The organism is Caulobacter sp. FG121 (assembly GCF_057809815.1).
On the sequence record NZ_JBMDKR010000005.1, the window covers coordinates 209138 to 233039 of the forward strand.

Annotated in this window: 23 protein-coding genes; 13 read left to right on the plus strand and 10 right to left on the minus strand. The window is 67.5% G+C overall.

Annotation, left to right across the window (positions count from 1 at the left end; all coding sequences use genetic code 11):
- Both cpaB and guaD read right to left on the minus strand, forming a co-directional pair.
- Window positions 1-939: a Flp pilus assembly protein CpaB gene (cpaB, locus tag ACODSL_RS14305; protein ID WP_488901370.1), complete on the minus strand. Its 939-nt coding sequence runs from the start codon at window positions 937-939 to the stop codon at window positions 1-3.
- Between the two features lie 182 nt (window positions 940-1121).
- Window positions 1122-2420 (minus strand): guanine deaminase, encoded by a 1299-nt coding sequence (guaD, locus tag ACODSL_RS14310; protein WP_488901371.1) that lies wholly within the window; start codon window positions 2418-2420, stop codon window positions 1122-1124.
- A gap of 150 nt (window positions 2421-2570) precedes the next feature.
- Here guaD and ACODSL_RS14315 point away from each other — a divergent pair, with 150 nt between their 5' ends.
- The 3 genes from ACODSL_RS14315 to ACODSL_RS14325 are packed head-to-tail and all read left to right on the plus strand — an operon-like array spanning window position 2571 to window position 4948.
- Window positions 2571-3773 carry an acyl-CoA dehydrogenase family protein gene (locus ACODSL_RS14315; protein ID WP_488901372.1) on the plus strand — a complete coding sequence of 401 codons (1203 nt, stop codon included), beginning with the start codon at window positions 2571-2573 and terminating at the stop codon, window positions 3771-3773.
- Between the two features lie 15 nt (window positions 3774-3788).
- The gene (locus ACODSL_RS14320; RefSeq protein ID WP_488901373.1) at window positions 3789-4184 is read left to right on the plus strand and encodes an OsmC family protein; all 396 of its coding nucleotides are present in this window, start codon (window positions 3789-3791) and stop codon (window positions 4182-4184) included.
- A complete protein-coding gene (locus ACODSL_RS14325) occupies window positions 4181-4948 on the plus strand; it encodes a DUF6065 family protein (RefSeq protein WP_488901374.1) in 768 nt (255 codons plus the stop codon). Before ACODSL_RS14320 ends, ACODSL_RS14325 begins: the two co-directional genes overlap by 4 nt.
- A gap of 1 nt (window position 4949) precedes the next feature.
- Here the strand turns inward: ACODSL_RS14325 and ACODSL_RS14330 are convergent, their stop codons facing one another.
- Genes ACODSL_RS14330 through ACODSL_RS14340 form a run of 3 tightly spaced genes read right to left on the minus strand, consistent with a single transcriptional unit; the run spans window position 4950 to window position 7893 of the window.
- A complete protein-coding gene (locus ACODSL_RS14330; protein WP_488901375.1) occupies window positions 4950-5486 on the minus strand; it encodes a GNAT family N-acetyltransferase in 537 nt (178 codons plus the stop codon).
- A gap of 11 nt (window positions 5487-5497) precedes the next feature.
- The gene (locus ACODSL_RS14335; RefSeq protein WP_488901376.1) at window positions 5498-6754 is read right to left on the minus strand and encodes an acyl-CoA dehydrogenase family protein; all 1257 of its coding nucleotides are present in this window, start codon (window positions 6752-6754) and stop codon (window positions 5498-5500) included.
- 14 nt (window positions 6755-6768) lie between these two features.
- The gene (locus ACODSL_RS14340) at window positions 6769-7893 is read right to left on the minus strand and encodes an acyl-CoA dehydrogenase family protein (protein ID WP_488901377.1); all 1125 of its coding nucleotides are present in this window, start codon (window positions 7891-7893) and stop codon (window positions 6769-6771) included.
- Between the two features lie 121 nt (window positions 7894-8014).
- Here ACODSL_RS14340 and ACODSL_RS14345 point away from each other — a divergent pair, with 121 nt between their 5' ends.
- The 5 genes from ACODSL_RS14345 (at window position 8015) to ACODSL_RS14365 (ending at window position 12734) form a co-directional block, all read left to right on the plus strand.
- Window positions 8015-8788, plus strand: a complete 774-nt coding sequence (locus ACODSL_RS14345; protein ID WP_488901378.1) for an SDR family NAD(P)-dependent oxidoreductase — start codon at window positions 8015-8017, stop codon at window positions 8786-8788.
- Window positions 8785-9615, plus strand: a complete 831-nt coding sequence (locus tag ACODSL_RS14350; RefSeq protein WP_488901379.1) for an enoyl-CoA hydratase/isomerase family protein — start codon at window positions 8785-8787, stop codon at window positions 9613-9615. The genes ACODSL_RS14345 and ACODSL_RS14350 overlap by 4 nt, the downstream gene beginning before the upstream one ends.
- A gap of 177 nt (window positions 9616-9792) precedes the next feature.
- The gene (locus ACODSL_RS14355) at window positions 9793-10647 is read left to right on the plus strand and encodes a TauD/TfdA dioxygenase family protein (RefSeq protein ID WP_488901380.1); all 855 of its coding nucleotides are present in this window, start codon (window positions 9793-9795) and stop codon (window positions 10645-10647) included.
- A gap of 9 nt (window positions 10648-10656) precedes the next feature.
- The gene (locus tag ACODSL_RS14360) at window positions 10657-11823 is read left to right on the plus strand and encodes an acyl-CoA dehydrogenase family protein (RefSeq protein WP_488901381.1); all 1167 of its coding nucleotides are present in this window, start codon (window positions 10657-10659) and stop codon (window positions 11821-11823) included.
- Window positions 11824-11837: 14 nt separating this feature from the next.
- Window positions 11838-12734 (plus strand): DsbA family oxidoreductase, encoded by an 897-nt coding sequence (locus ACODSL_RS14365; protein ID WP_488901382.1) that lies wholly within the window; start codon window positions 11838-11840, stop codon window positions 12732-12734.
- Between the two features lie 151 nt (window positions 12735-12885).
- Here the strand turns inward: ACODSL_RS14365 and ACODSL_RS14370 are convergent, their stop codons facing one another.
- Window positions 12886-13680: a hypothetical protein gene (locus ACODSL_RS14370; RefSeq protein ID WP_488901383.1), complete on the minus strand. Its 795-nt coding sequence runs from the start codon at window positions 13678-13680 to the stop codon at window positions 12886-12888.
- 237 nt (window positions 13681-13917) lie between these two features.
- Here ACODSL_RS14370 and ACODSL_RS14375 point away from each other — a divergent pair, with 237 nt between their 5' ends.
- Together ACODSL_RS14375 and ACODSL_RS14380 are read left to right on the plus strand one after the other, a co-directional pair.
- Window positions 13918-15552, plus strand: coding sequence for a GMC family oxidoreductase (locus ACODSL_RS14375; RefSeq protein WP_488901384.1), 1635 nt, complete (start codon window positions 13918-13920; stop codon window positions 15550-15552).
- 73 nt (window positions 15553-15625) lie between these two features.
- Window positions 15626-17419, plus strand: coding sequence for a flavin-containing monooxygenase (locus ACODSL_RS14380; RefSeq protein ID WP_488901385.1), 1794 nt, complete (start codon window positions 15626-15628; stop codon window positions 17417-17419).
- Here the strand turns inward: ACODSL_RS14380 and ACODSL_RS14385 are convergent.
- A complete protein-coding gene (locus ACODSL_RS14385; RefSeq protein WP_488901386.1) occupies window positions 17409-18776 on the minus strand; it encodes an MATE family efflux transporter in 1368 nt (455 codons plus the stop codon). The genes ACODSL_RS14380 and ACODSL_RS14385 overlap by 11 nt on opposite strands.
- A 310-nt stretch (window positions 18777-19086) precedes the next feature.
- Here ACODSL_RS14385 and ACODSL_RS14390 point away from each other — a divergent pair, with 310 nt between their 5' ends.
- Together ACODSL_RS14390 and ACODSL_RS14395 are read left to right on the plus strand one after the other, a co-directional pair.
- Window positions 19087-19452 carry a hypothetical protein gene (locus tag ACODSL_RS14390; RefSeq protein WP_488901387.1) on the plus strand — a complete coding sequence of 122 codons (366 nt, stop codon included), beginning with the start codon at window positions 19087-19089 and terminating at the stop codon, window positions 19450-19452.
- Between the two features lie 74 nt (window positions 19453-19526).
- Complete coding sequence (locus ACODSL_RS14395) at window positions 19527-20363, plus strand: universal stress protein (protein WP_488901388.1); 837 nt, start codon at window positions 19527-19529, stop codon at window positions 20361-20363.
- Window positions 20364-20368: 5 nt separating this feature from the next.
- Here the strand turns inward: ACODSL_RS14395 and ACODSL_RS14400 are convergent, their stop codons facing one another.
- Both ACODSL_RS14400 and ACODSL_RS14405 read right to left on the minus strand, forming a co-directional pair.
- Window positions 20369-20947 (minus strand): NAD(P)H-dependent oxidoreductase, encoded by a 579-nt coding sequence (locus ACODSL_RS14400; protein ID WP_488901389.1) that lies wholly within the window; start codon window positions 20945-20947, stop codon window positions 20369-20371.
- 14 nt (window positions 20948-20961) lie between these two features.
- The gene (locus ACODSL_RS14405) at window positions 20962-21729 is read right to left on the minus strand and encodes an SDR family NAD(P)-dependent oxidoreductase (protein WP_488901390.1); all 768 of its coding nucleotides are present in this window, start codon (window positions 21727-21729) and stop codon (window positions 20962-20964) included.
- A gap of 180 nt (window positions 21730-21909) precedes the next feature.
- Here ACODSL_RS14405 and ACODSL_RS14410 point away from each other — a divergent pair, with 180 nt between their 5' ends.
- A complete protein-coding gene (locus tag ACODSL_RS14410; RefSeq protein WP_488901391.1) occupies window positions 21910-23124 on the plus strand; it encodes a TIGR03862 family flavoprotein in 1215 nt (404 codons plus the stop codon).
- Between the two features lie 24 nt (window positions 23125-23148).
- On the opposite strand, the gene efp is transcribed toward ACODSL_RS14410, so the two are convergent.
- Complete coding sequence (gene efp / locus ACODSL_RS14415) at window positions 23149-23715, minus strand: elongation factor P (RefSeq protein WP_488901392.1); 567 nt, start codon at window positions 23713-23715, stop codon at window positions 23149-23151.
- Window positions 23716-23902: the final 187 nt, after the last annotated feature.

The following is a 23902-nucleotide window of genomic DNA, read 5'->3' on the forward strand; positions in this document are numbered from 1 at the left end:
TCAGCTCCCGAAGCGCTCTGTCGGCACGGACACGGTTTCCCGCTTGCCGCCCTGGGTAATCACGAGGCCGCGCGCGGCGGTCGCCGCCGGGACGGAAGGCGCGCGGCGACGCACCTGGATTTTCCGCGCCGGGGCGGGCGTCGCGACGATGGGCGAAGCGCCGATCCCGTCCGGCGTGCGCAGCAGCTCCGGAAGGGTCATCGGCTGCAGCTGCGCCACATCGGTTGACCCGCTGCGGCGCAGGGCCAGCGACAGCGTGCCGGCCTGCCCGGCCGCCGACAGCTTGCCGGCATCGAGCGCGGTGACCTCCAGCGTGGCGGTCTTGGGGGGCGACTTTTCCGTCGCCGCCGGATCAGCGACCAGGTCCATGCCCAGAACACGGACGTTCTGGAGAACCAGGGTGGCGATGACGTTCTTGGTTGTGGCCGCGCCCTCGACCGCGCCGCTCCTGACGATCTCCTGCACCAGGATGACGTCGACGCGGTCGCCGGGCAGGATGTGACCGCCGCCGCCGGCGACGTCGTCAACCTTGATGGTGTAGGCGCGCATGCCCTGCGAAATGGTCGCGGCGACCGAGGCGCGCGCACCGCCCCCGCTGACCTTGGTCGGCAGGATCGGCTCGTGGTTGACGAGCGCGGTCAGGGTTACCGGCGCGCCGCCGTCGAGACCGATGACCTGCTGCAGGCTGCTGTAGGCCCCCTCGGGGACCGACCCTGCCGGCATCCGGATGATGGTCAGGTTCTTGGCTTCGAGCTTCTGGCCGAAGGCCACGGCGCCTGACGCCGCGACCACGGGCTTGAGGGCTTCCGCCGGCAGCTCCGCCGCCCCTGCCCGGGATGCGCCAGGCGTCGAATTGGGCAGCCAGACCTTGGCCACGAAGAGCGCGCCGACTCCCAGAAGAGCGGACGCGCCAAGACTGGCGATGGTGGCGACTCGCATGCTGCGGAACCCCCGTAATCGAGCAGCCGATTTTTCGGCGCTCTCCCCGATACTGAAATCAGGATTACAGATCAGGGCTTGAAATATATTCAACGAATACAATGAATAGGCGTAAACCTCGTTCAGAGGGCAAGTATTAGCCCTAACGGGCGGCAACCATAATGGCCGCGCGGAGCCGGGCGTCAGCCGCGATCGTGCGCGACAGCGCCCGCCACCCAGGTCCGGGCGACCACGCGGTCGTCGCCCAGCACCATCAGGGCGAACAGGATCTCGCGGATGTCGCTCACGCCGGACAGGCGGCGCGCCAGCAGCGGCGTGGCCGCCGGGTCGAGCGCGACGAAGTCGGCTTCGCATCCCGTACGGAAACTGCCGATCCGGCCCTCCAGTCCAAGCGCGCGGGCGCCGCCCAGGGTCGCCAGGTAGAAGGCGCGCAGCGGGTCGAGGGGACTGCCCTTCATCTGCGCGACATGGCAGGCCGACGCGGCGGTGGTCAGCAGCGAGAAGCTCGTTCCCGCGCCAACGTCGGTGCCCAGGCCGACACGCACGCCGTGAGCATCGGCCCGGGCCAGATCGAAGAGGCCGCTGCCGAGGAACAGGTTCGAGGTCGGGCAGTGCGCGATCGCCGCGCCCGCGTCTGCCATGCGGTGCAGAGATCTGTCGGTCGTATGGATCGCATGGGCGAACACCGAACGGTCCGTGACCAGACCAAACCGGTCATAGGCGTCGAGGTAGTCGCGGGAGTCCGGAAAAGCGCGCGCCACCGCGTCCACCTCCCGCGCGTTCTCGGCGAGGTGGGTCTGCATCCAGACATGGTCGTGAGTCCGCAGGATCTCGCCGGCGGTCGCCAGTTGCTCCGGGGACGAAGACAGCGCGAACCGCGGCGTGACGGCGTAGCCCAGCCGCCCGCGCCGGCTCCAGTCGCGGATCAGGGCCTCGGTTTCGGCGCGGCCGCCCGCTGCCGTATCGCTCAGGCCATCCGGGCCGAGGTCCATCAGCGACTTGCCGGCGATGAGACGCATGTTGCGCGCCAGCGCGGCTTCGAACAGCGCGTCCACCGACGATCTGTGAACCGAGCCGAAGACCATCGCCGTTGTCGTACCGTTGCGCAAAAGCGCGTCGAGGAACGCCTGGGCCGCGTCATCCGCATGGGACCGGTCGGCGAAAGCCCGCTCGGCGGGGAAGGTCTTCTCGTCCAGCCAGTCCAGCAGCTGCCCGCTGAAGGCCGCGATCATGTCGATCTGCGGGAAGTGAATGTGCGTGTCGACAAATCCCGGCGTCAGGATCCGCCCGCGCAGGTGCTCGACCGGCACATCGGCGGCCAGGTCGGGCGCAAGCTCCGCCCACGGACCACAGGCCGCGACGTGACCGTCCTCGATCAGCAGCAGACCGTCGTCGTGATGCACGACCGCTCCTGGCCCGGCGTGGCGGGGATCGTCGAGGCAGTGAACTATGGCGGCGCGCCAGGCGCGAATGTCGGACATGGCGACAGGTTGGACCCTGAGCCGCCCGGGCTGGCAAGAAAAAGCCTCGCGACGGGGAGCCGACAAAACCGTTTGCGTCACGCGACGTCCACCGGTCTAGGCGAACGGCGAGCACTCTGATCAGGTGCGGAAAACAAGGGATCCGCGACGATGAATCTCGAACTGACCGCCGAAGAGCTGGCCTTCCGCGACGAAGTCCGCGCCTTTCTGGACGAGTCCCTGACGCCCGAACTGCGTCAGGCCGGCAGGATGGTCACCAGCGTCTTCATCGAGAAGCAGTATTCGATCCCCTGGCAGAAAATTCTCCACGCAAAGGGCTGGGTCGCGCCGAGCTGGCCGGTCGAGTACGGCGGCTGTGGCTGGAACGAGATGCAGCGCTACATCTTCGCCGCTGAATGCACGCGCGCCGGCGCGCCGCCGCTGTCGCCGATGGGCCTGCGCATGGTCGGTCCCTGCATCCAGAAGTACGGCACGCCAGAGCAGAAGGCCTTCTACCTGCCGCGCATCCTCGCGGGCGAAGACTACTGGTGTCAGGGCTACTCCGAGCCGGGCTCGGGGTCGGATCTCGCCTCTCTCCAGATGCGGGCCGAGTCCGATGGCGACGACTATGTGCTCAACGGCTCGAAGATCTGGACGACGCACGCCCATTTCGCCAACCGCATGTTCTGTCTGGTCCGCACCTGGTCCGGCGGCAAGCCGCAGCAGGGGATCACCTTCCTGCTGCTGGAAATGGACTCGCCCGGCATCGAGGTGAAGCCGATCATCACCCTGGCCGGCGAGCACGAGGTCAACCAGGTGTTCTTCGACAACGTTCGCGTCCCGAAATCCGGCCGTCTGGGCGAGGAGAACGACGGCTGGACGGTCGCCAAGTATCTGCTGGAATTCGAGCGCGGCGGCAGCTCGGCCCCGGGTCTGCGCGGCGGGGTCGCCAAGCTGAAGGCCATGGCGGCCAACGAGGTGTCGGACGAGGGCTCGCCCCTGATCGATGACCCCGATTTCCGCGTCCGTCTCGCCGAGGCCGAGATCCTCGTGGAGTCGATCGAGATCACCGAACACCGCGTCATGTCGGCCCTCGCCGGCGGCAAGAACCCGGGTCCTGCGTCGTCGATGCTCAAGACCCAGTCCACGGAATGCACCCAGCGGCTGGACGAACTGGCTATCGAGATCGCCAACCACTACGCGGCGGTCGATCAGCCCGGCGCGCGCGAACCCGGTTCGAACCAGACGGCGGTTGGTCCGGATCAGAGTCTGATCGCCATGGCCCGCTATCTCAACAATCGCGCGGCTTCGATCTACGGTGGCTCGAACCAGATCCAGCGTGACATCATGGCCAAGCTGGTTTTGAGGCTCTAGCCGGAAGAGGCTTTCATGGCGCACGCGGTCGCGACGATCGGAACGACGAACTGGGCGACGCAGGTCGTGATGGGACAGGACAGTCTGATCGTCGATGAGCCGGCGGCGCTCGGCGGCCAGGGCGCGGGGCCGGCGCCGTACGACGTTCTTCTTGCCAGTCTCGGCGCCTGCACGGCCATCACCCTGCGGATGTATGCCGAGCGGAAGGGCTGGCCGCTGACCGGAGTCGAGGTTGACCTGAAACACTACAAGGACGGTGACCGCTCGAAGATCGAGCGGGTGCTTCACCTGACCGGGACTCTCGATCCCGAGCAGCGCGCGCGGCTCGCCGACATCGCCGAACGCACCCCTGTGACCCTGACTCTCAAGGGCGGCGCCGACATCTCCACCAGCCTCGCGGGGGCCGCGTGAGCGACGACACGGCGGCCAAAGACCCCGGCAAGATCACCGCCTTTGTCATCGGCGACGCGCCGCTGATCATCCGGCCCGCGCCGCTCGAGCGGGAGTGGATGCAGCAGACCCACGAGCGGTTCGCCTATCGCTGCCTCCCGCTGAACATCGCCAATGGCCACGGCTGGGAGATGCTGTCGCCGTCGGGCTTCGCCGCCGGATGGACGGGGCAGCCCGGCCTGGATGCCGTGGTCGTCGGCGCCGATACGGGGACGACCGCGCCGGCGGTCAGCCACTTTGGCCACGGCATCCTGACGTTCCACATCCCCGCGCTGTTCCGGACCGAACCGGGCTACGACCTCGTGGTTCAGGGACCCGTCAACCGGCCCAAGGACGGCATCTATCCGCTCACCGGCGTGGTCGAAACCGACTGGATGCCTTTCAGCTTCACGATGAACTGGGTCTTCACGAGGCCCAACGTCCTGCTTCGGTTCGAGAAGGACGAGCCGATCTGCCACATCTTCCCGGTCAAACGGGGCGAGATCGAAGCTCTGACTCCCGAGGTGAGGGCGCTGTCGTCAGATCCGGTGCTGAAAGCCGAATACGACACCTGGTCGGCCAGCCGGAACACCTTCAACGCCGATCTGAAGACGCCGGGCTCAACGGCCCAGGCGGAGAAATGGCAGAAGGTCTACCTGCGAGGCCAGACCGAAACCGGCCAGGTGGCCGCTGCCGACGACCACCGCACGCGGCTGCGCGTCAAACCGTTTCGCAAGGCGAAGTAAGTCAGTCCGGGCAAACGCGGAACGACCAGATTGGGCCTTGCCAGTGCTCATCATTGCGTTCTTCGAGCACGAGATCTCGCACGCCGGCCGCGGCGATCGCGCGTGGCCAGAAGGCCTTGGCGCGGGCGTTGCGGGCCACGACGGCGACTTCCCACTGGCCGGGATGCAGGGCCAACACCTGTCGAAGCGCCTCGGTGGCGATGCCGCCGCCCCGATATTTCCGCGCCACGAAGAACTCGCCCATGTTGCGGCCGACAGGACCGCCCTTGTGGGAGTGGGCGTTGATCAGGGCGAATCCGGCCGGTCGGCCGCCGACGCGGATCAGCAGCGGCCAGCGGTCCGCCTCGTCCCAGTAGGTCGCCAGCGGCGGAAACGGCCGGTAGCGGCCGTCTTCCTCGAACGCCAGATTGGCGTCCTCGGGCGGCTCCATTTCGGAGAAGTCATAGAGGTAGAACTGGAACAGGCCCTCGATCAGGGCCCGCTCAGCCTCGCCGGCCGGCGTCACGCTGACCGTGAGGCCCGCGTGTTCGCCAGCCATGTGACCTGCTCCTAGCCTCGCCCGGAGGTTGGAATGTCCTTGAAGGGCACGTCCTTGTCCACGCGGATGTCACCGGGCAGTCCCAGAACGCGCTCGGCGATGATGTTGCGCAGGATCTCGTCGGTGCCGCCCTCGACGCGGGTCGCGGGCGAGCGCAGAAGCATCTGCTGGAACCGCGCGCCGGCCGCCGCCTGGGTCGGGTCGGACAACAGCCCGGCCTGGCCCTGCAGGTCCAGCGCGTACATCGCCAGCTCCTGCATGGTCGCGCCGGCGACCAGCTTGCCGATCGAATTTTCCGGCCCGGGGGTCTCACCCTTCGAGAGGGCCGAGATGGCCCGCATCCCGGTGTACTTCAGGCCGCTGGCCTTGACCGCGTAGCCGGCCAGACGCGAGCGCACGGACCGGTCGTCGATGGCCAGGCCGTCCTCGGTGCGCAGGTTCATGCAGAAGTCGAACAGTTCCGGGAAGCCGGTCGGCATGCCCGAGCCGATCGACAGGCGCTCGTTCATCAGCGTGGTCAGCGACACGCTCCAGCCCTGGCCAACGGCGCCCAGGCGCTGGCTGTCCTTGAGGCGGACGTCGGTGAAGTAGACCTCGTTGAAGCCCGACTGGCCGTTGGCCTGCTTGATCGGCCGCACGTCGATGCCGGGCGTCTTCATGTCGAGCCAGAACATCGTCAGGCCCTTGTGCTTGGGCACGGTCGCGTCGGTGCGGGTGATGACGATGCCATAGTCGCTGTGCTGGGCGCCGCTGGTCCAGATCTTCTGGCCGTTGATGATCCAGTCGCCGGATCCATCGGTGGCCTGCACGGCGGCGGTGCGCAGTCCAGCCAGATCGGAGCCGCCGGCCGGTTCGCTGAACAGCTGGCACCAGATGTGTTCGCCGGAGGCCAGCGGCGGCAACAGCCGCTCCTTGGTCGCTTCGTCGGCCCAGGCCATCACCGTCGGACCGCACATGCCGTGGCCGATGATGAACAGGCCGCTGAGCGCGCCATAGACGCCCTCTTCCTGGCCCCAGATCACGCGTTCAATGGGCGAGGCGCCGCGGCCGCCGTATTCCTTTGGCCAGTGCAGGCAGGCCCAGCCGGCGTCGGCCTTCTTCTTCTGCCAGGCCTTGGCGACCTGGATCGGATCGACACTCTTGAGGCCATTGTTGCCGAAGCCGCCGCTCTTGAGCTCGGCTTCCAGTTCCCTGGGCGCGTTGGCCTGGATCCAGTCGCGGGCGACAGCGCGGAAGGCGGCTTCTTCGGGTGTATCGTCGAAGTTCATGATCCCAATCCCTCTTAAGCCGCGGCCGGAGCGTCGTTGCGCTGGCGCAGGCGGTCGATCAGCAGGTCTTCCCAGGTCGATTGCGAGCCCAGGGTCAGGGCGAGGTTGTTCGACCGACGGTAATAGAGGTGGCAGTCAAAGGCCCAGGTGAAGCCCATCCCGCCATGCACCTGGATGTTGTTCTTCGAGCAGTGCTGGAAGGCCTGGGTCGCCGAAACCCGCGCGGTTGCGGCCGCGACAGGCAGCTCGGACGAGCCTGTCGAGAGCGCCCAGGCGCCGTAGTAGGCGTTGGAGCGGGCCAGGGTGGCGGAGACATACATGTCGGCCAGCAAGTGCTTGACCGCCTGGAACGAGCCGATCGGCCGGCCGAAGGCCATCCGGTCGAGGGCATAGTCGCGGCCCATCTCGAGCGCGCGGTCGGACCCGCCCACCTGTTCAAAGGCCAGCAGGATGGCCGCGCGGTCCATGACCTCGGCCGCCAGTCGCCAGCCTTCACCCGCCGGGCCCAGAAGCTCGGCGGGAGCGTCCTTGAACGTCAGGACCGACTGTCCGCGCGTCGGGTCGATGCTCTCGACCGTCTCGCGGGTCACGCCCGGACCGTTGAGGTCGACAAGGTAGAGGGAAACCTTGCCGCCCTCGCGCGCGGCGACAACCGCCAGGTCGGCGATCTCGCCATCCGGAACCGGGGACTTCGTCCCGCTCAGCTTGCCGCCGGCGACGGTCGCCTTGATTGACGACTCGGTGACGCGGCCCAGGCCCTCCCCATAGGCGAAGGTCCCGATGGTCTCGCCGCTGGCCAGCTTGGGCAGCCACGCCTGCTTCTGCGCGTCATTGCCGGCGGCCAGAAGGAACTCGGCGGCAAGGTAGATGGACGACGACACGGGCACGGGCGCGATGGCGCGACCCAGTTCCTCGGCGATGACGCAGAGCTCGAGATGGCCCAGGCCAACACCGCCGTATTCCTCCGGAATCGCCGCGCCGAGGAAGCCCATCTCGCCCAGCTCGATCCACAGGTCGCGGTCATAGGTCTGTCCGCCTTCGAGCACCGCGCGGACCGCAGACGGCGGACATTTGTCGGCGAGGAACCGTCGCGCCTGATCCTGTAGTTGCTTCTGCTCGTCGGAGAAATCGAAGTTCATACGCGCCTCCCGGACCCGGTTTGGCGGCTACTTGAACCCCTTCACCCAACGACAGCCAAGCCCCGCTTGCATGACGTTGCGGCGAGGGCGTCAGATGGCAGCAACGAAAAGGGAGAACGTCGTGGATCTGGGACTTAAGGGCAGGACCATCTTTGTCGCCGGCGCGAGCCGTGGCATCGGCCTGGGCATCGTCGAGGCCTGTCTGGCCGAGGGGGCGAAGGTCGCGATCACCGCGCGCGGCGCCGAGGCGCTGGAAGAGACCCGCGCCCGTCTCGCCGCGCAGTACGGCGAGGGGAATCTCTGGGCCATGACCGGCGACCTGCGCAAGACCGAGGTCATCGAGGCGGCCCTCGCGGGCGCTGAAGCGGCGCTCGGCCCGATCTACGGCGCCGTGGCCAATGTCGGCCTGCATCCCTGCCCTGCGGGCGCCGAGGTCGATGATGAGACCTGGGACGCGGGATTCACCCAGAACCTCACCTCGGCCTGGCGCCTCGCGCGGGCGGCCAACCGCATGATGACGCCGCGCGGCGAGGGCTCGATCCTGTTCATCAGCTCGATCGCGGGCCTGGGCGCCCTCGGCACGCCGCTGACCTACGGCACGGCCAAGGCCGGCATGAACCACCTGACCAAGGAACTGGCCAAGATCACCGGCGCGGCAGGCGTGCGGGTCAACGCCATCGCGCCGGGCAACATCATCTTTCCGGGCGGGACCTGGCAGGAGCGGATGGACGGCCCGCGCGCCGCCAACTGGCAGCGCTGGATCAACCGCGAGGTGGCGATGAGGCGCTACGGCCTGCCCGAGGAAATCGGCTCGGTCGCCGCCTTCCTGATGAGCCCCAAAGCCAGTTTTGTTCACGGGACCGTCGTGCCCGTCGATGGAGGACAGACCCGATGAGCGTGACCATCACCATGGCGTCCGAGCCCTATGAGCATCTGGCGCTGCGCCAGGAGGGCGACGCCCTCTGGGTGACGATGAATCGCCCTGACAGCCTGAACGCCCTCAACCGTCGTCTGACGGCCGAGCTGCGCGACCTGTTCGTGAACCTCTACTGGCGACGGGACGTTCGCGTGGTCGTGCTGTCCGGCGCCGGCCCCGCCTTCTGCGCCGGCCTCGATCTGAAGGAGCGCACGGAAAGCAACGGTCCGCGCCGCATCGCCGACGGCCTGGACTCCCAGCGCAGCATCGCCGAGATCGTCATCGCCATGCGCCGCTGTCCGCAACCCATCATCGCTTGCGTGGACGGCGCGGCGGCCGGCGGCGGCTTCGCCCTGGCCCTGGCCAGCGATGTCCGCATCGTCACCCCGCGGACGCGCATGAACGCCGCCTTCATCCGCATCGGCCTGTCGGCCTGCGACATCGGGGTCAGCTACTTCCTGCCGCGCATGGTCGGAAGTTCGGTGGCGGCCGAGTTCATGTTGACTGGCCGGTTCATCAGCGCCGACCGCGCCTGTCAGCTCGGACTCGCGAGCTGTGTCGTCGCGCCCGACCAGGTCGAGGCCGAGGCCCGCGGATTCGTGAAGGACATGCTGCACGCGACGCCGCTCGGCCTGCGCCTGACCAAGGAGGCGCTGAACCACGCCATCGACGCCAACGGTCTAGAGGCGACGATCGCCATGGAAGACCGGAACCAGATCCTGGCCAGCAGCGACGGCGACTTCGCCGAGGGGGTGCGGGCCTTCCTGGAGAAGCGCGAGCCGGATTACACGAAGACGAAGGGTTAGCTTTGGGTGCGTCCTTCGAGACGCTCGCTTGAGGCTCGCTCCTCAGGATGACGGGCTTCTGCGCCATCACCTCTGATCGTCATGGTGAGGAGCGAGGCCCCGGCCGAGCGTCTCGAACCACGCAATCTTGCCCTGCGACCGCATCAGGCCGACTGTAAAACAAAAGGGGAGGCACACATGGTCACCGTCACACCCAACGCCTCCGGCTTCGGGGCCGAGATCACCGGCCTCGACATCGGCAAGCCGCTGCCCGCTGACCAGCTGGCGGCGGTCAAGGCGGCGTGGGCGAAGCATGGCGTCGTCTGGTTCCCCGACCAGCCGCTCGACCATGATCAGCTCGAGGCCTTCACCCTGCAGTTCGGCGACTTCGGCCTCGATCCCTATGTGAAGCCGCTCGCCGACCGGCCACACATCCTCGAGGTGCGCCGCGAGCCGGACGAGACCAACAGCGTGTTCGGCGGCGCCTGGCACAGCGACTGGAGCTTCCAGACCGCCCCGCCCGCCGGGACCATTCTGCACTCCAAGGTCATCCCGCCGGTCGGCGGCGACACCGAGTTCGCGGACGGCTGCCGCGCCTACGAGGCGCTCAGCCCGGTGATGCGTGGCTTCCTCGACGGCCTGACGACGATCCATTCGGCGACCCGGCCCTATGGCGCCAACGGCGTCTACGCCAACGAGAAGCCCGGGCGCTCCATGCAGATCATCAACTGCGTGGAGGCCGACAGCCAGCAGGAGCATCCGCTGGTCCGCATTCATCCCGTGAGCGGTCGCAAGGCGCTTTTCGTCAACCCGATCTACACCCTCGGCGTCGCCGGCATGACCGAGGCGGAGAGCGAAAACCTGCTGACCTTCCTCTACCGCCACATGCTGCAGGACCAGTTCGTCTATCGCCACAAATGGCGGCCAGACATGTTGATCCTGTGGGACAACCGCTGCTGTCTGCACAACGCCACGGGCGGCTATGACGGCCATCGGCGGGTGATGCACAGAACCACCGTCGCGGGCGAACAGCCCATTCCCGTCTTTGCCTGAGGACCTGACTTGGATTTCCAACTCGCCGAAGAGCACCAGATGCTCAAGGACCTGGTCGCGAAGTTCGTTCGCGATCAATTGATTCCCCTGGAGCCCGCCGTACTGGCGCGTGACGCCGCCGGGGAGTCGATCGCCCTGACCGCTGCCGAGCGCGAACCCATCGACAAGGTCAGCAAGGATCTGGGCCTCTGGGGCCTCGACGCGCCGGAGGATGTCGGCGGGGCCGACCTGCCGATGGTCGCCATGGTCGGGGTCTACGAGGAGATGGGCAAGACCATTACCCCCTACGTCCTGCCGCCGGACTCGCCGAACCTCCGAATGCTGATGGCCACGGTCAACGAGGAGCAGCGGATCCAGTATCTCGCGCCCTACGTGGCCGGGGAGGCGATCTCGGCGATCGCTATCTCAGAACCCGGCGCCGGCGCTGACCCGGCCGGCATGATCACCAAGGCCGTCCGTGACGGCGACGGCTGGGTGATCAACGGCCGCAAGATCTGGATCAGCAAGGCCAAGGAAGCCGACTTCACCGTTACCATGGCGGTCACCGACCCGGCCAAGGGCGCGCGCGGCGGCATCTCGGCCTTCCTTGTCGACAAGGGAACGCCCGGCTTCAACGTCCTTCGGGCCATCCCGATGATCGGGGGGCAGGTGACCTACGAGGTGGTCTACGAAGATTGCCGGGTGCCGGCCTCCAAGCTGCTCGGCAAGGAGGGGCAGGGCTTCGCGCCGATGCAGACGCGGCTGTCGACGCGCCGGCTGCAGATGGGCATCTGGGGCTACACCCTCGCCCAGCGGGCGCTGGACATGATGATCGAGCATGCCGGCCAGCGTGAAACCTTCGGCGCAAAACTGGCGGACCGCCAAGCCATCCAGTGGTGGGTCGCCGACGCCTCGACCAAGATCCACGCCGCGCGGCTGATGGCTTACGACATCGCCTGGAAGCTCGACCAGGGCCGCGACGTCCGCGTCGAGATCTCCATGCTCAAGGTGTTCGGCACCGAGCTGGGCTGGGAGGTCATCGACCAGGCCATGCAGGCCTTCGGCGCCATGGGCATGACCAAGGAGCTGCCGCTGCAGATGATGGCCGGCCAGATGCGGACCATGCGGATCTACGACGGCCCGTCAGAAGTGCACCGCTGGGTCATCGCCCGCGATAAGCTGGGTCTGAAACGATAGGGAAGGCGAACGCCATGCCGAAAGTCGAGGTCGTCGAGTACACGGACGCCGTCTGTTCCACCGCCTGGGGCGCCGAGCCGCTGCTGCGACGGCTGGAGTGGCGGCATGGCCATCACCTCACCTGGCGCAAGGTCATGGGCGGGCTGGTCGGCGACGCAGCCACGGGCAAGGAGAGCTGGGACCGGGTCAGCGCCGCCGAGCCGATGCGAGAGTACTGGAAGCGGGTCTGGAAACTGACCGGCATGCCCTATCCCAACCCCATGCACCTGATGCTGCAGTCGACCGATCCGATGGGCGCGGCGGTCAAGGCGGCCGAGCTGCAGGGCCAGGACGTGGCCGACCGGGTGCTGCGCCGATTCCGCGAGCAGATCTTCATCTTCGGTGTCGGGCCGCAGACGCCAGACGAATTCGCCGCCGCCACGGTGGGCGTGCCCGGCCTCGATCAGGCCCGCTGGCGCGCGGATCAGGCCCTGCCGACGGTGGCGGCCGCCTACAGGGCCGACTGGGCCGAGACACGCGACCCCAACGACTTCGTGCGCAATCTCAAGCACGACAGCCCGATGAACGGGGAGCTGAAACACTCCGAGGGCCACGACCGCTACGCCCTGCCGACCCTGATCTTCCGGGGACCGGGCGGGGAGCACACGGCGGCGGGCTGGGTGCGCTATGACGAGTATGAAGCGGCGCTGGAGGCGGCGATGCCCGGCGCCACCGCCGACCCGCGGCCCGACCCGACGCCGGCCGAGGCGTTGGCGCGGTGGGGCGTGCTGACCGGACAGGAACTGACCTTCCTCTGCGGCGAGGAGGCGGTCGCGCCTGCTGACGCGGTCGGCCACGACTGGGGCGATGGCATGGTGTGGTTTTCGCCGTCTGAGGCGGCGGCGCGAGGGATGGCGGAGCGGGTGGCGTAACCCAGACTGCTCCTCCAAATTTCCCGTCATCGTCGGACTTGTTCCGACGACCCAAGTTCTCGGCATATGATTTTTTACGCGGACGATCGGCCGCCACCCCGCGCATGGGTCGTCGGAACAAGTCCGACGATGACGGGTGTGGCAGTCGCCCTTACCCCTTCTCCCGGACCTGCCTCGGCTCATAGATCGCCCAGTGTCGTCCCGACATGGCGAGCCGGTCCCGCGATGACACGGTGAAGTCCAGGGTCACGATCAGGTGGCCGTTCTTCTCCTCGTTGGCCACGACCACGCCCCGCGTCTCGAGCTGTTCTCCGTCGCGGATCAGGCCGTGCAGTCGGGCGTCGCTTTCCAGGTGAATCCACGGACCCAGGCGGACCGACTGGGCCAGCACATAGTTGGCCCGGCGCAACATGTAGGCGGGGTTGGCGATGTCACCGCCGTCGAACAGGGCCGGGTCCTCGCGGGTGTTCTGCAGGTGCGAGAGGCCGACGTCGGCGAAGTAGATCTCGTTCAGCGTGCCCAGCACTCGGCCTACCGGCAGACTGTCCATTGAGGCCGGCGGGCGATCTTCCGGGCGGGGCAGGTCGGCCACGGGCAGGATCGCGGGCGCGATGGCATCGTCCGACCGCCAGGCCGTCCCGCTGGCGCAGTCCAAGCCGCGCGCCGACACGGCGATGGCCAGTGAGCCGTCCGTCTGTTCCCCGGCGGTCACCGTGGTCGCGTCGCCGTCATAGACCGGCTTGCCGAACTTCGCCCGGATCCGGCCCTGGCTCAGCCAGTCTCGCCCCCAAAGAGCGACGGGGGCATGGGCCATGTAGGCAAACACATCGACACCCGGCACCAGCCCGCCGGTGAAACCGAACCGGCTGGCGACATCGTCGGCATGGATCCGGTTCTCGCTGGCGGTTGCGGTGTTGAAGGCGGTCAGGGTGCGAGCATGGGTCATGGGAGGAGGGTATCGGAGGATACGGACTGTGCAATCCTGACCGTAGCGCCCCACCCTTCCGCTCATCCTCGCGAAAGCGAGGACCCAGGTTTTTTCCGAGCTTCGGCTCACGGTTCAGGTGGAGCGCCTGGCCAACCCGAAAGGTGAGCCGCTGTTTCAAAAACACCTGGGTCCTCGCTTTCGCGAGGATGAGCGGATTTAAAGGGGCAAGGACCGCTTGGGGCAGGCATCGCCGGAATGGCCGAAACCTTCGACTACATCATCGTCGGCGCCGGATCGGCAGGCTGCGTGCTGGCCAACCGGTTGTCGGCCGACCCGAAGACCCGGGTGCTGGTGCTCGAGGCCGGCGGCAAGGACGACTGGATCTGGTTCCACATCCCGGTCGGCTACCTGTTCTCGATTGGCAACCCGCGCGCGGACTGGATGTATGAGACCCAGCCCGTACCCGGGCTCAACGACCGAAGCCTGAAATACCCGCGGGGCAAGGTGATCGGCGGGTCGTCGGCGATCAACGCCATGATCTACATGCGCGGCCAGGCGGCCGACTATGACGGCTGGCGTCAGCTGGGCCTGACCGGCTGGGGCTGGGACGATGTGCTGCCGCTGTTTCTCGACCAGGAAGACCATATCGCGCCGCCCACGGAGCATCACCGGTCTGGCGGCGAGTGGCGGGTCGAGCACCCGCGCATGCGCTGGTCCGTGCTCGACGCCTTCGCCGAGGCGGCGGCCCTGGAGGGCGTGGCGGCGGTCCCGGACTTCAACGGCGGCGACAATGCGGGCAGCGGCTACTTCCAGGTCAACCAGAAGGCCGGCGTCCGCTGGAGCGCGGCGCGGGGCTTTCTCAAGCCGGCGTTGAAGCGACCCAATCTGACGCTGGAGACCCGCGCACGGGTCGACCGGGTGCTGATCGAGGACGGCCGGGCCGTCGGCGTGGTCTGGACCCGCGACGGCCGAACGGTCGAATCCCGGACCGACGGCGAGGTTGTGCTGTCCTCCGGCGCGGTGGCCACGCCGGTGCTGCTGGAACGCTCCGGCATCGGCGACGGCGAGCGGCTTCGCGCCCTGGGCGTGGACGCCGTCCGCCACCTGCCCGGCGTAGGTGAAAACCTGCAGGACCATCTGCAGATCCGGCCGATCTACCGGGTCAGCGGCGTACCGACGATGAACGCTCTTTACGCCTCTCTCTGGCGTCGCCCGCTGATGGCGCTGGAGTACGCGGCCTTGCGGCGCGGGCCGATGTCGATGGCGCCGTCGCAGATGGGAGCCTTCGCGAAATCATCGGCAGACCAGGCGACCGCGAACCTGCAGTTCCATGTCCAGCCGTTGTCGCTGGACCGCTTCGGCGACCCGCTGCACCCGTTCCCGGCCATCACCATCAGCGTCTGCAATCTGCGACCGACCAGTCGGGGCTCGATCCATGCGGCCAGTCCGGATCCTGACGCCGCGCCGGCGATCCAGCCCAACTATCTCGCCACGCCAGAGGACGGTCGCGTGGCCGTAGACTCGATGCGACTGGTGCGCCGGATCATCGGACAGCCGCCGCTGAAGCGTTTCGGACCCGAAGAGATGAAGCCCGGCTTCAGCGTCGAGGACGAAGCCGGACTGCTGGCAGCCGCCCGCGATCTGGGCACGACCATCTTCCACCCCGTGGGCACGGCGAAGATGGGCCTGGCCTCGGACCCGGCGGCCGTCGTCGACGAACGCCTCCGCGTGTTCGGCGTCGCGGGTTTGCGGATCTCCGACGCCTCGGTCATGCCGCGCATCACCTCGGGCAACACCAATTCGCCGACCATGATGATCGCCGAAAAGGCCGCGCGAATGATGATCGAGGATCGACGGAGGTCCGACATTTTGGCGCGGCGGACCTCTTGATTTCCCTCGCGTCCACCGGTGAAGAGTCTTTTCGAAACGCCGGTACGGACAACAGGCGCGCTGGGAGATGACGATGGCCGACGATCTCGGATTTGACCCGCAGGCGCTGCGCGAAAAGTACCGCTTCGAGCGCGACAAGCGGCTCCGCGATGACGCCAACGAGCAGTACCAGGAGATCAAGGGCGATTTCGCCCATTACCTCGACGATCCTTATGTGGAGCCGGGCTTCACCCGCGAGCCTTTGACGGACGAGATCGAGGTCGTCGTGATCGGCGGCGGTTTCGGCGGCCTGCTCGCCGGCGCGCGGTTGCGCGAGGCGGGCGTCCAGGATCTGCGCATGATCGAAAAGGGCGGCGACTTCGGCGGCACCTGGTACTGGAACCGGTATCCCGGCGCGGCCTGCGACGTGGAATCCTACATCTACCTGCCGCTACTCGAGGAGCTCGGCTACCTGCCGGTCGAGAAGTACACCCGCGCGCCCGAGATCCTCGCCCACTGCCGCCGGATCGGCGAGCACTTCGACCTCTACCGCGACGTCTGTTTCCAGACCGAAATCACCGACATGAGCTGGGACGAGGCGTCCTCGCGCTGGATCATCAGAACCAACCGCGGCGACGCCATGAAGGCGAAGTTCGTCATCATGGCCAATGGCCCGCTGCACCGGCCCAAACTGCCCGGCATTCCCGGTGTGGAGACTTTCAAGGGCCACAGCTTCCACACCAGCCGCTGGGACTATGCCTACACCGGCGGCGACTCCTTCGGGAACCTCACCGGACTGGCCGACAAGCGGGTCGGCATCATCGGCACGGGCGCGACCGCCGTGCAGTGCGTGCCCTATCTCGGCGAATCCGCGAAAGAGCTTTTCGTCTTCCAGCGCACGCCGTCTTCGATTGACGTGCGCAACAACCGGCCGACCGATCCGGCCTGGGCGGCCGCGCTGGAACCGGGCTGGCAACAGCGTCGCATGGACAACTTCAACAACCTGGTTTCCGGCGGCTTCGAGCCCGAGGACCTGGTCGGCGACGGCTGGACCGACATCATCCGCAACATCCTGCTCATCGGTCGCCGCAACCGCGAAGCGGGCGAGGCGCCGATGGAGCTGCAGGAGCTGATGCAGCTGGCCGATTTCAAGAAGATGGAGGAGATCCGCGCTCGCGCCGGGCAGGTCGTTCTCGACGCCGAGACGGCCGAGAAGCTCAAGCCCTGGTACAACCAGTTCTGCAAGCGGCCCTGCTTCCACGACGACTATCTGCCGACCTTCAACCGGCCGAACGTCCACCTGATCGACACCGAGGGCCGCGGCGTTGACCGGATCACCGAAACCTCGGTCTGGGCCAACGGCCAGGAATACGAGGTCGACTGCCTAGTCTACGCGACGGGCTTCGAGGTTGGCACCAGCTACGCCCGCCGGGCAGGCTACGAAGTGACGGGCCGGGACGGCCTGACCCTTACGGGCAAGTGGAAGGACGGCGTTTCGACGCTGCACGGCATGCATGTGCACGGCTTCCCCAACCTCTTCATCTTCAGCAACAGCCAGTCGGGCTTCTCGGTGAACTACCCGCACATGCTGAACGCCCAGGCGCAGCACGCGGCCTGGATCGTGTCCGAGGCCATGCAGCGGCAGGCGACGACCATCGAGGCGACGAAGCCGGCCGAGGACGCCTGGGTACAGACGATCATCGACTCGGCCCTGATGCGACAGAAGTTCCAGGAGGAATGCACGCCGGGCTACTACAACAACGAGGGCAAGCCATCGGCGCTGGCGGCTCGCAACGGCCCCTATGGCAAGGGCTCGATCGCCTTCATCAAGCTGATGGAGGAGTGGCGCGCGGCGGGTGATCTCGAAGGGCTGGCGCTCACGTCCTGACCGGACGCGGCCCCCACGGGGTCAGGGCGACGAAGGCGGCGGTCAGGGTTCCCATCGTGACCATGCCCAGCGCCACCACCGCGAACAGGGCCCATGCCGGCGCATGGGTCCTGACCAGGATGATCCCGCCGATGCCGACCACGGCCAGGCGACCGGTCCCCGCCAGCAGCGGCCCAAGAATCCGGCCCGCGCCCTGCGAGGAGAAATACAGCGCCAGGCTCAGGCCGAAGAAGGCGAAGCATGGGCCGACGAACCTCAGATAGGTCGAGGCGGCCGCCCTGACCTCGGCATCGTGGGTGAAGATCGCCACCCACAGGCCCGGGGCGAGCGCGAGCAGCAGTCCGAGTACGCCCAGAATGCCACCGGCCATGATCCCGGCGGTCCAGGCCACGCGTCGGGCCCGGGCGACATCGCCGGCTCCGATCGCCAGCCCGACCATAGGCAGGGACGCCACGCCCACCGAAAAGGCGATCGGCACCAGCAAAAACTCCAGCCGCGAGCCGATGCCGTAGCCGGCCAGGGTATGCACGCCGAACCGTGCGGCGATCGCGGTGACGACCAGCACGGTCCCCACGGTCTGGATCGGCGAGAGGAGAGCGGGCAGGCCGACTTTCAGAATGTCGGCGAAGTGCTCCCGGCTGAGCGGGCCGGTCAGGTGCAGCGGCACGCGGGCGGTCGGCCGGCTCAGCAGAAAAAACTGAACGAGCGCCATCAGCGATGTCGCTGTCGCCATGCCCAGCCCCACGCCGACGATGCCGAGCCGCGGGGCGGGTCCCCAACCGAAGCACAAGCTCCCGCCAAGGACGATCTGCAGCACCGCGCCGCCCAGCATCGTCGCCGACGGGCCGATCATGTTGCCTGAACCGCGCAGCACGGAGGCCAGCATGTTCGACAGCCACAGCGCCGCGGCGAAGGCGAACACGATGTTGGAGTAGATCACCGCCTGTCGCAGCACTTCACCATGACCGCCCAGCAGGCTGAACATGCCCTTGCCGAACAGCGACAGCACCAGCGAGAAGAACAGGCCGAGGCCAAGGCCGATCACGACGGCGTGCCGGGCCAGGGCTTCCGCCCGGTCCTGGGAGCCGGCGCCCAGCGCCCGGCTGATGGCCGATGAAACGCCGCCGCCCATGGACCCGGCGCTCATCATGCCCATGAGCATGACAAGCGGCAGCACCAGGGCCGCCGCCGCGAGCGGCTCGGCGCCCAGCCTGCCGATGTAGGCGGTCTCCGCGATAGACACCGATGTCGAGGCCACCATGCCCAACATGTTCGGCGCCGCCAGCCTTGCCAGGGTGGGAGCGACCGCCGCCCTCAACAGCGGATGCGGCGCGGCCACGTCGGAAGTATTCGTCATCACTGCCCGCCTTCGTTTCGATTGGCTACCCTATAGGCGACGTTGGGTGCGTCCAGTCTCAAACGGCAATGACAGGTCGTTGTCGCGCGAGGCCATCGCCGGGTTGTGGGCAAAAACCCCGCCGCCGAGGGTTGATGGAAATCAATGCGGGCGATCGCCGGAAGGCCAGTGTGCAGGGATGATCGCTCATCGTTCCCTCATTGGCGCCTTCCTGGTTCTAGGCTTGGCGGCCTGCAGCACGACCACGAACCAGCGAACATCGGATCGCGGCGCGGATGCGGTTTCACAGCCCTTCCGTGACCTGGCGCTCATGCGGAAGGCTACGCCTCCTGTCCTGGCGAACGCCGCCGTCGCGCCCTATGCCGCGACAACGCCGACGAGCTGCGCGGCCCTTGTCGCCGAGATCGCCGCCCTGAATGAAGCACTGGGACCTGATCTGGATGTCGCGCCCGAAAAGCGCCCGGGCTTTGCCGAAGACACGGCGATCGCGGCGCTGGGCAGCCTGTTCAAGCTGCCGTTCCGCGGCGTGATCCGCAAAGTGTCGGGGGCCGAGCGCCTCGACCGTGAAACGGCTCTGGCGGTGCTGTCTGGCATGGTTCGGCGAGGCTACCTCAAAGGCCTGGCCTCCGCCGACGGATGCGACCTGAACGTCAATACGACGAGCGTGGCGCGATGACCGCGTCGGTTTGACTGTGATCAAGGCCCGGCCCGGCGCCGCGCCTACGGTGATCGAAACCCGAGGGCTCTCCCATGGTCTACCGCGACATCCTTGTGCAGGTCGATGAGACCGAAGCAGGCAGAGCGCGCGCCGCCGCCGCAGCCGCCATGGCCTCCGCAGCGGGGGCCAATCTGACGGGTGTGTTTCTGAAATCCGAATTCTTCCGCACCTACCAGGGCGCCGAAGCCTTCGGCTACATGGGTCCGGAGACGGTCGACCGTTTGCTCAGGGACCATACCCGGGGCGTTGCCGAAGCGTCCGAAACGACGCGATCGCTCTTCGAGGCCGCCGCCGGCGACGCTGGCGTCTCGTCGTCGTGGCTTGAAGTCGGCGGCGACGACGATCTGGGCCTGATCGCCAGCGCTCGCCGCTTCGACCTGACTGTGTTGCCGCCCATGGCGCGCACCAGTTTTGGCATCACCCAGATCGCGGCGGCGGAGGTTGGGCTGGCGGCGGGCGGGCCGATCCTGGTTGTGCCCGAGGCCGGATTGTCCGCGACGCCGGGCAAGCGGATTCTGGTTGCCTGGAAGGGTTCCCGCGAGTCCGCCCGCGCCCTGCATGACGCCTGGCCGTTGCTGACCGAGGCTGACGAGGTCCACGTCCTGATCATCGCCCACGAAGGCGAAGGCGGACCCGAAGGGATGCTTCAACGTCACCTGGAGCGGCATGGCATCAAGGCCAACATCATCGTCGACCGCAGCCACGACGCCTCGGCGGCCGACATAATGCGCCGACAGGTCAAGGTTCTGGGCGCTGATCTGGTGGTGATGGGCCTCTATGGTCGGCCGCGGGTGTCGGAAGTCATCCTCGGTGGGGTCAGCCATGACCTGCTGGCCGCGCCACCGGCGGGACTCTTCCTGTCACACTAGGCGTTTCAGGCGCCCTGTCGGCCGAGCGCTTCGGCCTGTTGCAGCCATTTTGCGCGTTTGGCCGGGTCGGCCTCGACCGACCCGCCCAGCAGTGTGCGCCGAACCGGGCTGACGCCGGTGACCAGGAACAGGCCCTTCTCCAGCCCGGCCAGCCCGTGACCGCCGAGGACGAACCGGAACAACGACGTCGGCATGCCCATCGGCACGATCAGCCGCGCTGACTTGCCGGTCAGGATGCTGGACATGGCCGCCTGTGGCGAACTCAGGGAATAGCCGGTCCGCAGCAGCTGTTCGAGGAACCCCTTGAGCAGCGCCGGCGGCGAGCCGAACCAGATCGGAAACACGAACACCAGATGCTGGGCGTGCTTGATCAGGTCCTGGGCCCGCTGCATGTCCGGGACGATGACCGAGCTCTTGTAGTCCTCGAGCGAGCGGACCAGCGGAAAGTCCAGCGCGCCGACGTCCAGCCGGGCTACCTCGTGGCCGGCTTCGCTCGCGCCCCGGACATAGGCGTCTGCCAGGGCGGCGCAAAGATGCGTGGGCGCCGGATCCGGATGACCGTTGATGACGAGGATGCGGGTCATGGTGTTCGCTCCGGTCAGTGGGCGGTGTAGCCGCCGTCAATCACCAGCTCGGATCCGGTGATGAACCTGGCCTCATCGGAGGCGAGGTAGACCGCGCCCCAGGCGATGTCGTCCGGTTCGCCCATGTGGCCGAGCGGATGCAGCGAGGCCACCGCCTGCCGGGCCTCGTCGACGTCGGGCTGGTCCTCAAGGAAATGCGACACCATCGGCGTCCAGATGAAACCGGGGTGGATCGAGTTCACACGAATCCTGTCGGGCGCGTAGATCATCGCATCGGTCTTGGACATCAGACGCACCGCGCCCTTGGACGCATGGTAGGGCGGCGCGTCGGCCGCCCCGACCAGGCCGTAGATCGACGACAGGTTGATGATGCTGCCGCCGCCGGCCAGCTTCAGGTGCGGGATGGCGTGCTTGGTGCAAAAGAACACACCCTTGACGTTGATCGCCTGGACCAGGTCCCACTCGGCCTCGGTGATCTCGTGGGTCGGCTTGCTCGCGCCGGAGATGCCGGCGTTGTTCATCAGCACGTCGATGCGGCCGAAGTGGGTGGCGACCTCGGTCATGACGCGGGCGACTTCCGCCTCGCTGGACACGTCGCAACGCCAGAACCTGGCCTTGCCGCCCTTGCCGTTGATCTCGCCGGCGAGCGCCTCGCCCTTGTCATCGATGACATCGAGCACCGCTAGGGCGGCGTCTTCCTCTGCCATGCGGATCGCTGTCGCGCGGCCGATGCCCAGCGCGGCGCCGGTGATGACGGCGACCTTGTCCTTGAGCCTGTTCATGCTGTCTGCGCGACGGACCGGAGCCCGCCGTCCTCCTGCTCACGCCTGACCGGGGAATCGTCGGCGCAGCTCGACGATAGTGCAGGGATTGCTGTTCCCGGCCTTGATATCGCTCAAGCCCAGGGACTGCAGTGGGCCGCAGCCGTATCCGTGGGGGCGGCGTGGGTCTAGGAAGGGCCGATGACCCGTCAAACCGTCCATATCGTGGGAGCCGGACCCGCCGGCCTGATGGCCGCCGAGCGCCTGGCTGCCGCCGGGTTGGCGGTGGTGGTGCACGAGGCCATGCCATCTCCGTCGCGCAAGCTGTTGATGGCCGGCCGGGGCGGGCTGAACCTGACCCACACCGAGCCGATGGCCGGGTTCCTCGCCCGCTATGGCCAGGCCGCTCCGGTGGTCGCGTCCTGGCTGGATCGATTTTCTCCGACCGACCTGATCGGGTGGGCCGAGGGCCTCGGACAGGCGACCTTCGTGGGGTCTTCGGGACGCGTTTTCCCCAGGGCGATGAAAGCCTCTCCGTTGCTTCGGGCCTGGCTGGCCCGAATGTCGGCGGCGGGCGTTGAATTGCGGACCCGCTCGCGCTGGATCGGCTTCGAGGACGGGGCGCTGATGTTCGAGACCGCCGAAGGGCTTCAAGCCGAGCGGCCGGACGCCGTCTTGCTGGCGCTGGGCGGCGCGAGTTGGCCCCGGCTCGGGGCGGATGGAAGCTGGCGGCCCTGGTTGGAATCGAAAGGCGTGGTCGTGGCGCCATTCCGGCCGTCGAATGTCGGTTTCGACGTGACCTGGTCGCCGGTCTTCGCAGAACGGTTCGCCGGAGAGCCGCTTAAGCCGGTCGCCCTGACGCATGGCGACGAGATGGTTCGTGGCGAGGCCATGATCACGGCCTATGGCCTGGAGGGCGGGGCGGTCTATGCCCTGTCGGCCGGCCTGCGGGACGCCATAGCCCGCGATGGCGCGGCGACCCTTGTGGTGGACCTGCGGCCCGACCTGACGATTGAAGCCCTGGCGGCGCGTCTGGCGAAGCCGCGCGGCAAGGACAGCGTGACAAACTGGCTGCGCAAAGCCGCCGGCCTGTCGCCCGCGGCGATCGGTCTGTTGCGGGAGATCCCCGGGGAGATGCCGATGGGCGCCGACAAGCTGGCCCGGCGCATCAAGGCGGTCCGGCTGACGCTCACCGGCGTCCAGGGACTGGCGCGCGCCATTTCATCGGCCGGCGGCGTCGCGCTGCATCAGGTCGACGACGGCCTGATGCTGAAGGCCCTGCCCGGGATCTTCGTGGCCGGGGAAATGCTCGACTGGGAAGCCCCCACGGGGGGCTATCTCCTGCAAGCCGCCCTGGCCTCCGGCGCGGCGGCGGCGGCGGGCGTAGTCGACTGGCTGGCGCGTCCGGCCGCCTGAGGCCGGTCCGCGCCTGCGTCGAATTCAGTCCTTGGCGCGCTCGAGGTAGGATCCGTCCTCGGTCAGCACGACGATGCGCGTGCCGGCGGCGATGTAGGGCGGGACCATCGTCTTGACGCCGTTGGACAGCAACGCGGGCTTGTAGGACGACGACGCCGTCTGGCCCTTCATCGAAGGCTCGGTGTCGACGATCTCCAGCGTGGCCGTGCGCGGCAGTTCGATGGCGATCGGGGTCTGGTTGTAGATCGACAGCGAGACGGCCATGCCGTCCTGGAGATAGGCGGCGGCGTCGCCGATCACCTCTTCGGTGCCGACATACTGCTCGTAGGTCTCCGGGTTCATGAAGTGGAACCCTTCAGCGTCCTTGTAGAGGAAGGTGTGCTCGCGCTGGTCGACGATGGCGCGCTCGACCACCTCTGTAGTGCGATAGCGTTCGGCGACTTTCACGCCGTCGGAGATGCGGCGCATGTTGAGCTGGGTCACCGGCGTGCCCTTGCCGGGGTGGATGTTGTCTACGGTGAGGACGACATAGAGCTTGTCGTCGAGCTCAACGACGGCGCCTTTGCGGAGCGAACTGGCGGCAACCTTCACGTGATACGTCCCTGGTGTTTGTGGCGGCCTGTTGGGGCGCTCACAATTGTGCTGGAAGAATATGTTCCTGCGCTCCATAGCGTCCCGAGCCAAAATCGCCAGCAATTCTCGCTTGTTCCCGCCCTCGGCCGCGTCGTCGGCGTCGCCTGACCCGGAATTCCGACCTTGAACAGCCCACTCGCAACCC

Bases quoted from the DNA above. Each gene is read 5' to 3' on its own strand.
- cpaB (WP_488901370.1), bottom strand. From the start codon at position 939: ATGCGAGTCGCCACCATCGCCAGTCTTGGCGCGTCCGCTCTTCTGGGA.
- guaD (WP_488901371.1), bottom strand. From the start codon at position 2,420: ATGTCCGACATTCGCGCCTGGCGCGCCGCCATAGTTCACTGCCTCGAC.
- ACODSL_RS14315 (WP_488901372.1), top strand. From the start codon at position 2,571: ATGAATCTCGAACTGACCGCCGAAGAGCTGGCCTTCCGCGACGAAGTC.
- ACODSL_RS14320 (WP_488901373.1), top strand. From the start codon at position 3,789: ATGGCGCACGCGGTCGCGACGATCGGAACGACGAACTGGGCGACGCAG.
- ACODSL_RS14330 (WP_488901375.1), bottom strand. From the start codon at position 5,486: ATGGCTGGCGAACACGCGGGCCTCACGGTCAGCGTGACGCCGGCCGGC.
- ACODSL_RS14335 (WP_488901376.1), bottom strand. From the start codon at position 6,754: ATGAACTTCGACGATACACCCGAAGAAGCCGCCTTCCGCGCTGTCGCC.
- ACODSL_RS14340 (WP_488901377.1), bottom strand. From the start codon at position 7,893: ATGAACTTCGATTTCTCCGACGAGCAGAAGCAACTACAGGATCAGGCG.
- ACODSL_RS14350 (WP_488901379.1), top strand. From the start codon at position 8,785: ATGAGCGTGACCATCACCATGGCGTCCGAGCCCTATGAGCATCTGGCG.
- ACODSL_RS14355 (WP_488901380.1), top strand. From the start codon at position 9,793: ATGGTCACCGTCACACCCAACGCCTCCGGCTTCGGGGCCGAGATCACC.
- ACODSL_RS14365 (WP_488901382.1), top strand. From the start codon at position 11,838: ATGCCGAAAGTCGAGGTCGTCGAGTACACGGACGCCGTCTGTTCCACC.
- ACODSL_RS14370 (WP_488901383.1), bottom strand. From the start codon at position 13,680: ATGACCCATGCTCGCACCCTGACCGCCTTCAACACCGCAACCGCCAGC.
- ACODSL_RS14375 (WP_488901384.1), top strand. From the start codon at position 13,918: ATGGCCGAAACCTTCGACTACATCATCGTCGGCGCCGGATCGGCAGGC.
- ACODSL_RS14380 (WP_488901385.1), top strand. From the start codon at position 15,626: ATGGCCGACGATCTCGGATTTGACCCGCAGGCGCTGCGCGAAAAGTAC.
- ACODSL_RS14385 (WP_488901386.1), bottom strand. From the start codon at position 18,776: ATGACGAATACTTCCGACGTGGCCGCGCCGCATCCGCTGTTGAGGGCG.
- ACODSL_RS14390 (WP_488901387.1), top strand. From the start codon at position 19,087: ATGCGGAAGGCTACGCCTCCTGTCCTGGCGAACGCCGCCGTCGCGCCC.
- ACODSL_RS14395 (WP_488901388.1), top strand. From the start codon at position 19,527: ATGGTCTACCGCGACATCCTTGTGCAGGTCGATGAGACCGAAGCAGGC.
- ACODSL_RS14400 (WP_488901389.1), bottom strand. From the start codon at position 20,947: ATGACCCGCATCCTCGTCATCAACGGTCATCCGGATCCGGCGCCCACG.
- ACODSL_RS14405 (WP_488901390.1), bottom strand. From the start codon at position 21,729: ATGAACAGGCTCAAGGACAAGGTCGCCGTCATCACCGGCGCCGCGCTG.
- ACODSL_RS14410 (WP_488901391.1), top strand. From the start codon at position 21,910: ATGACCCGTCAAACCGTCCATATCGTGGGAGCCGGACCCGCCGGCCTG.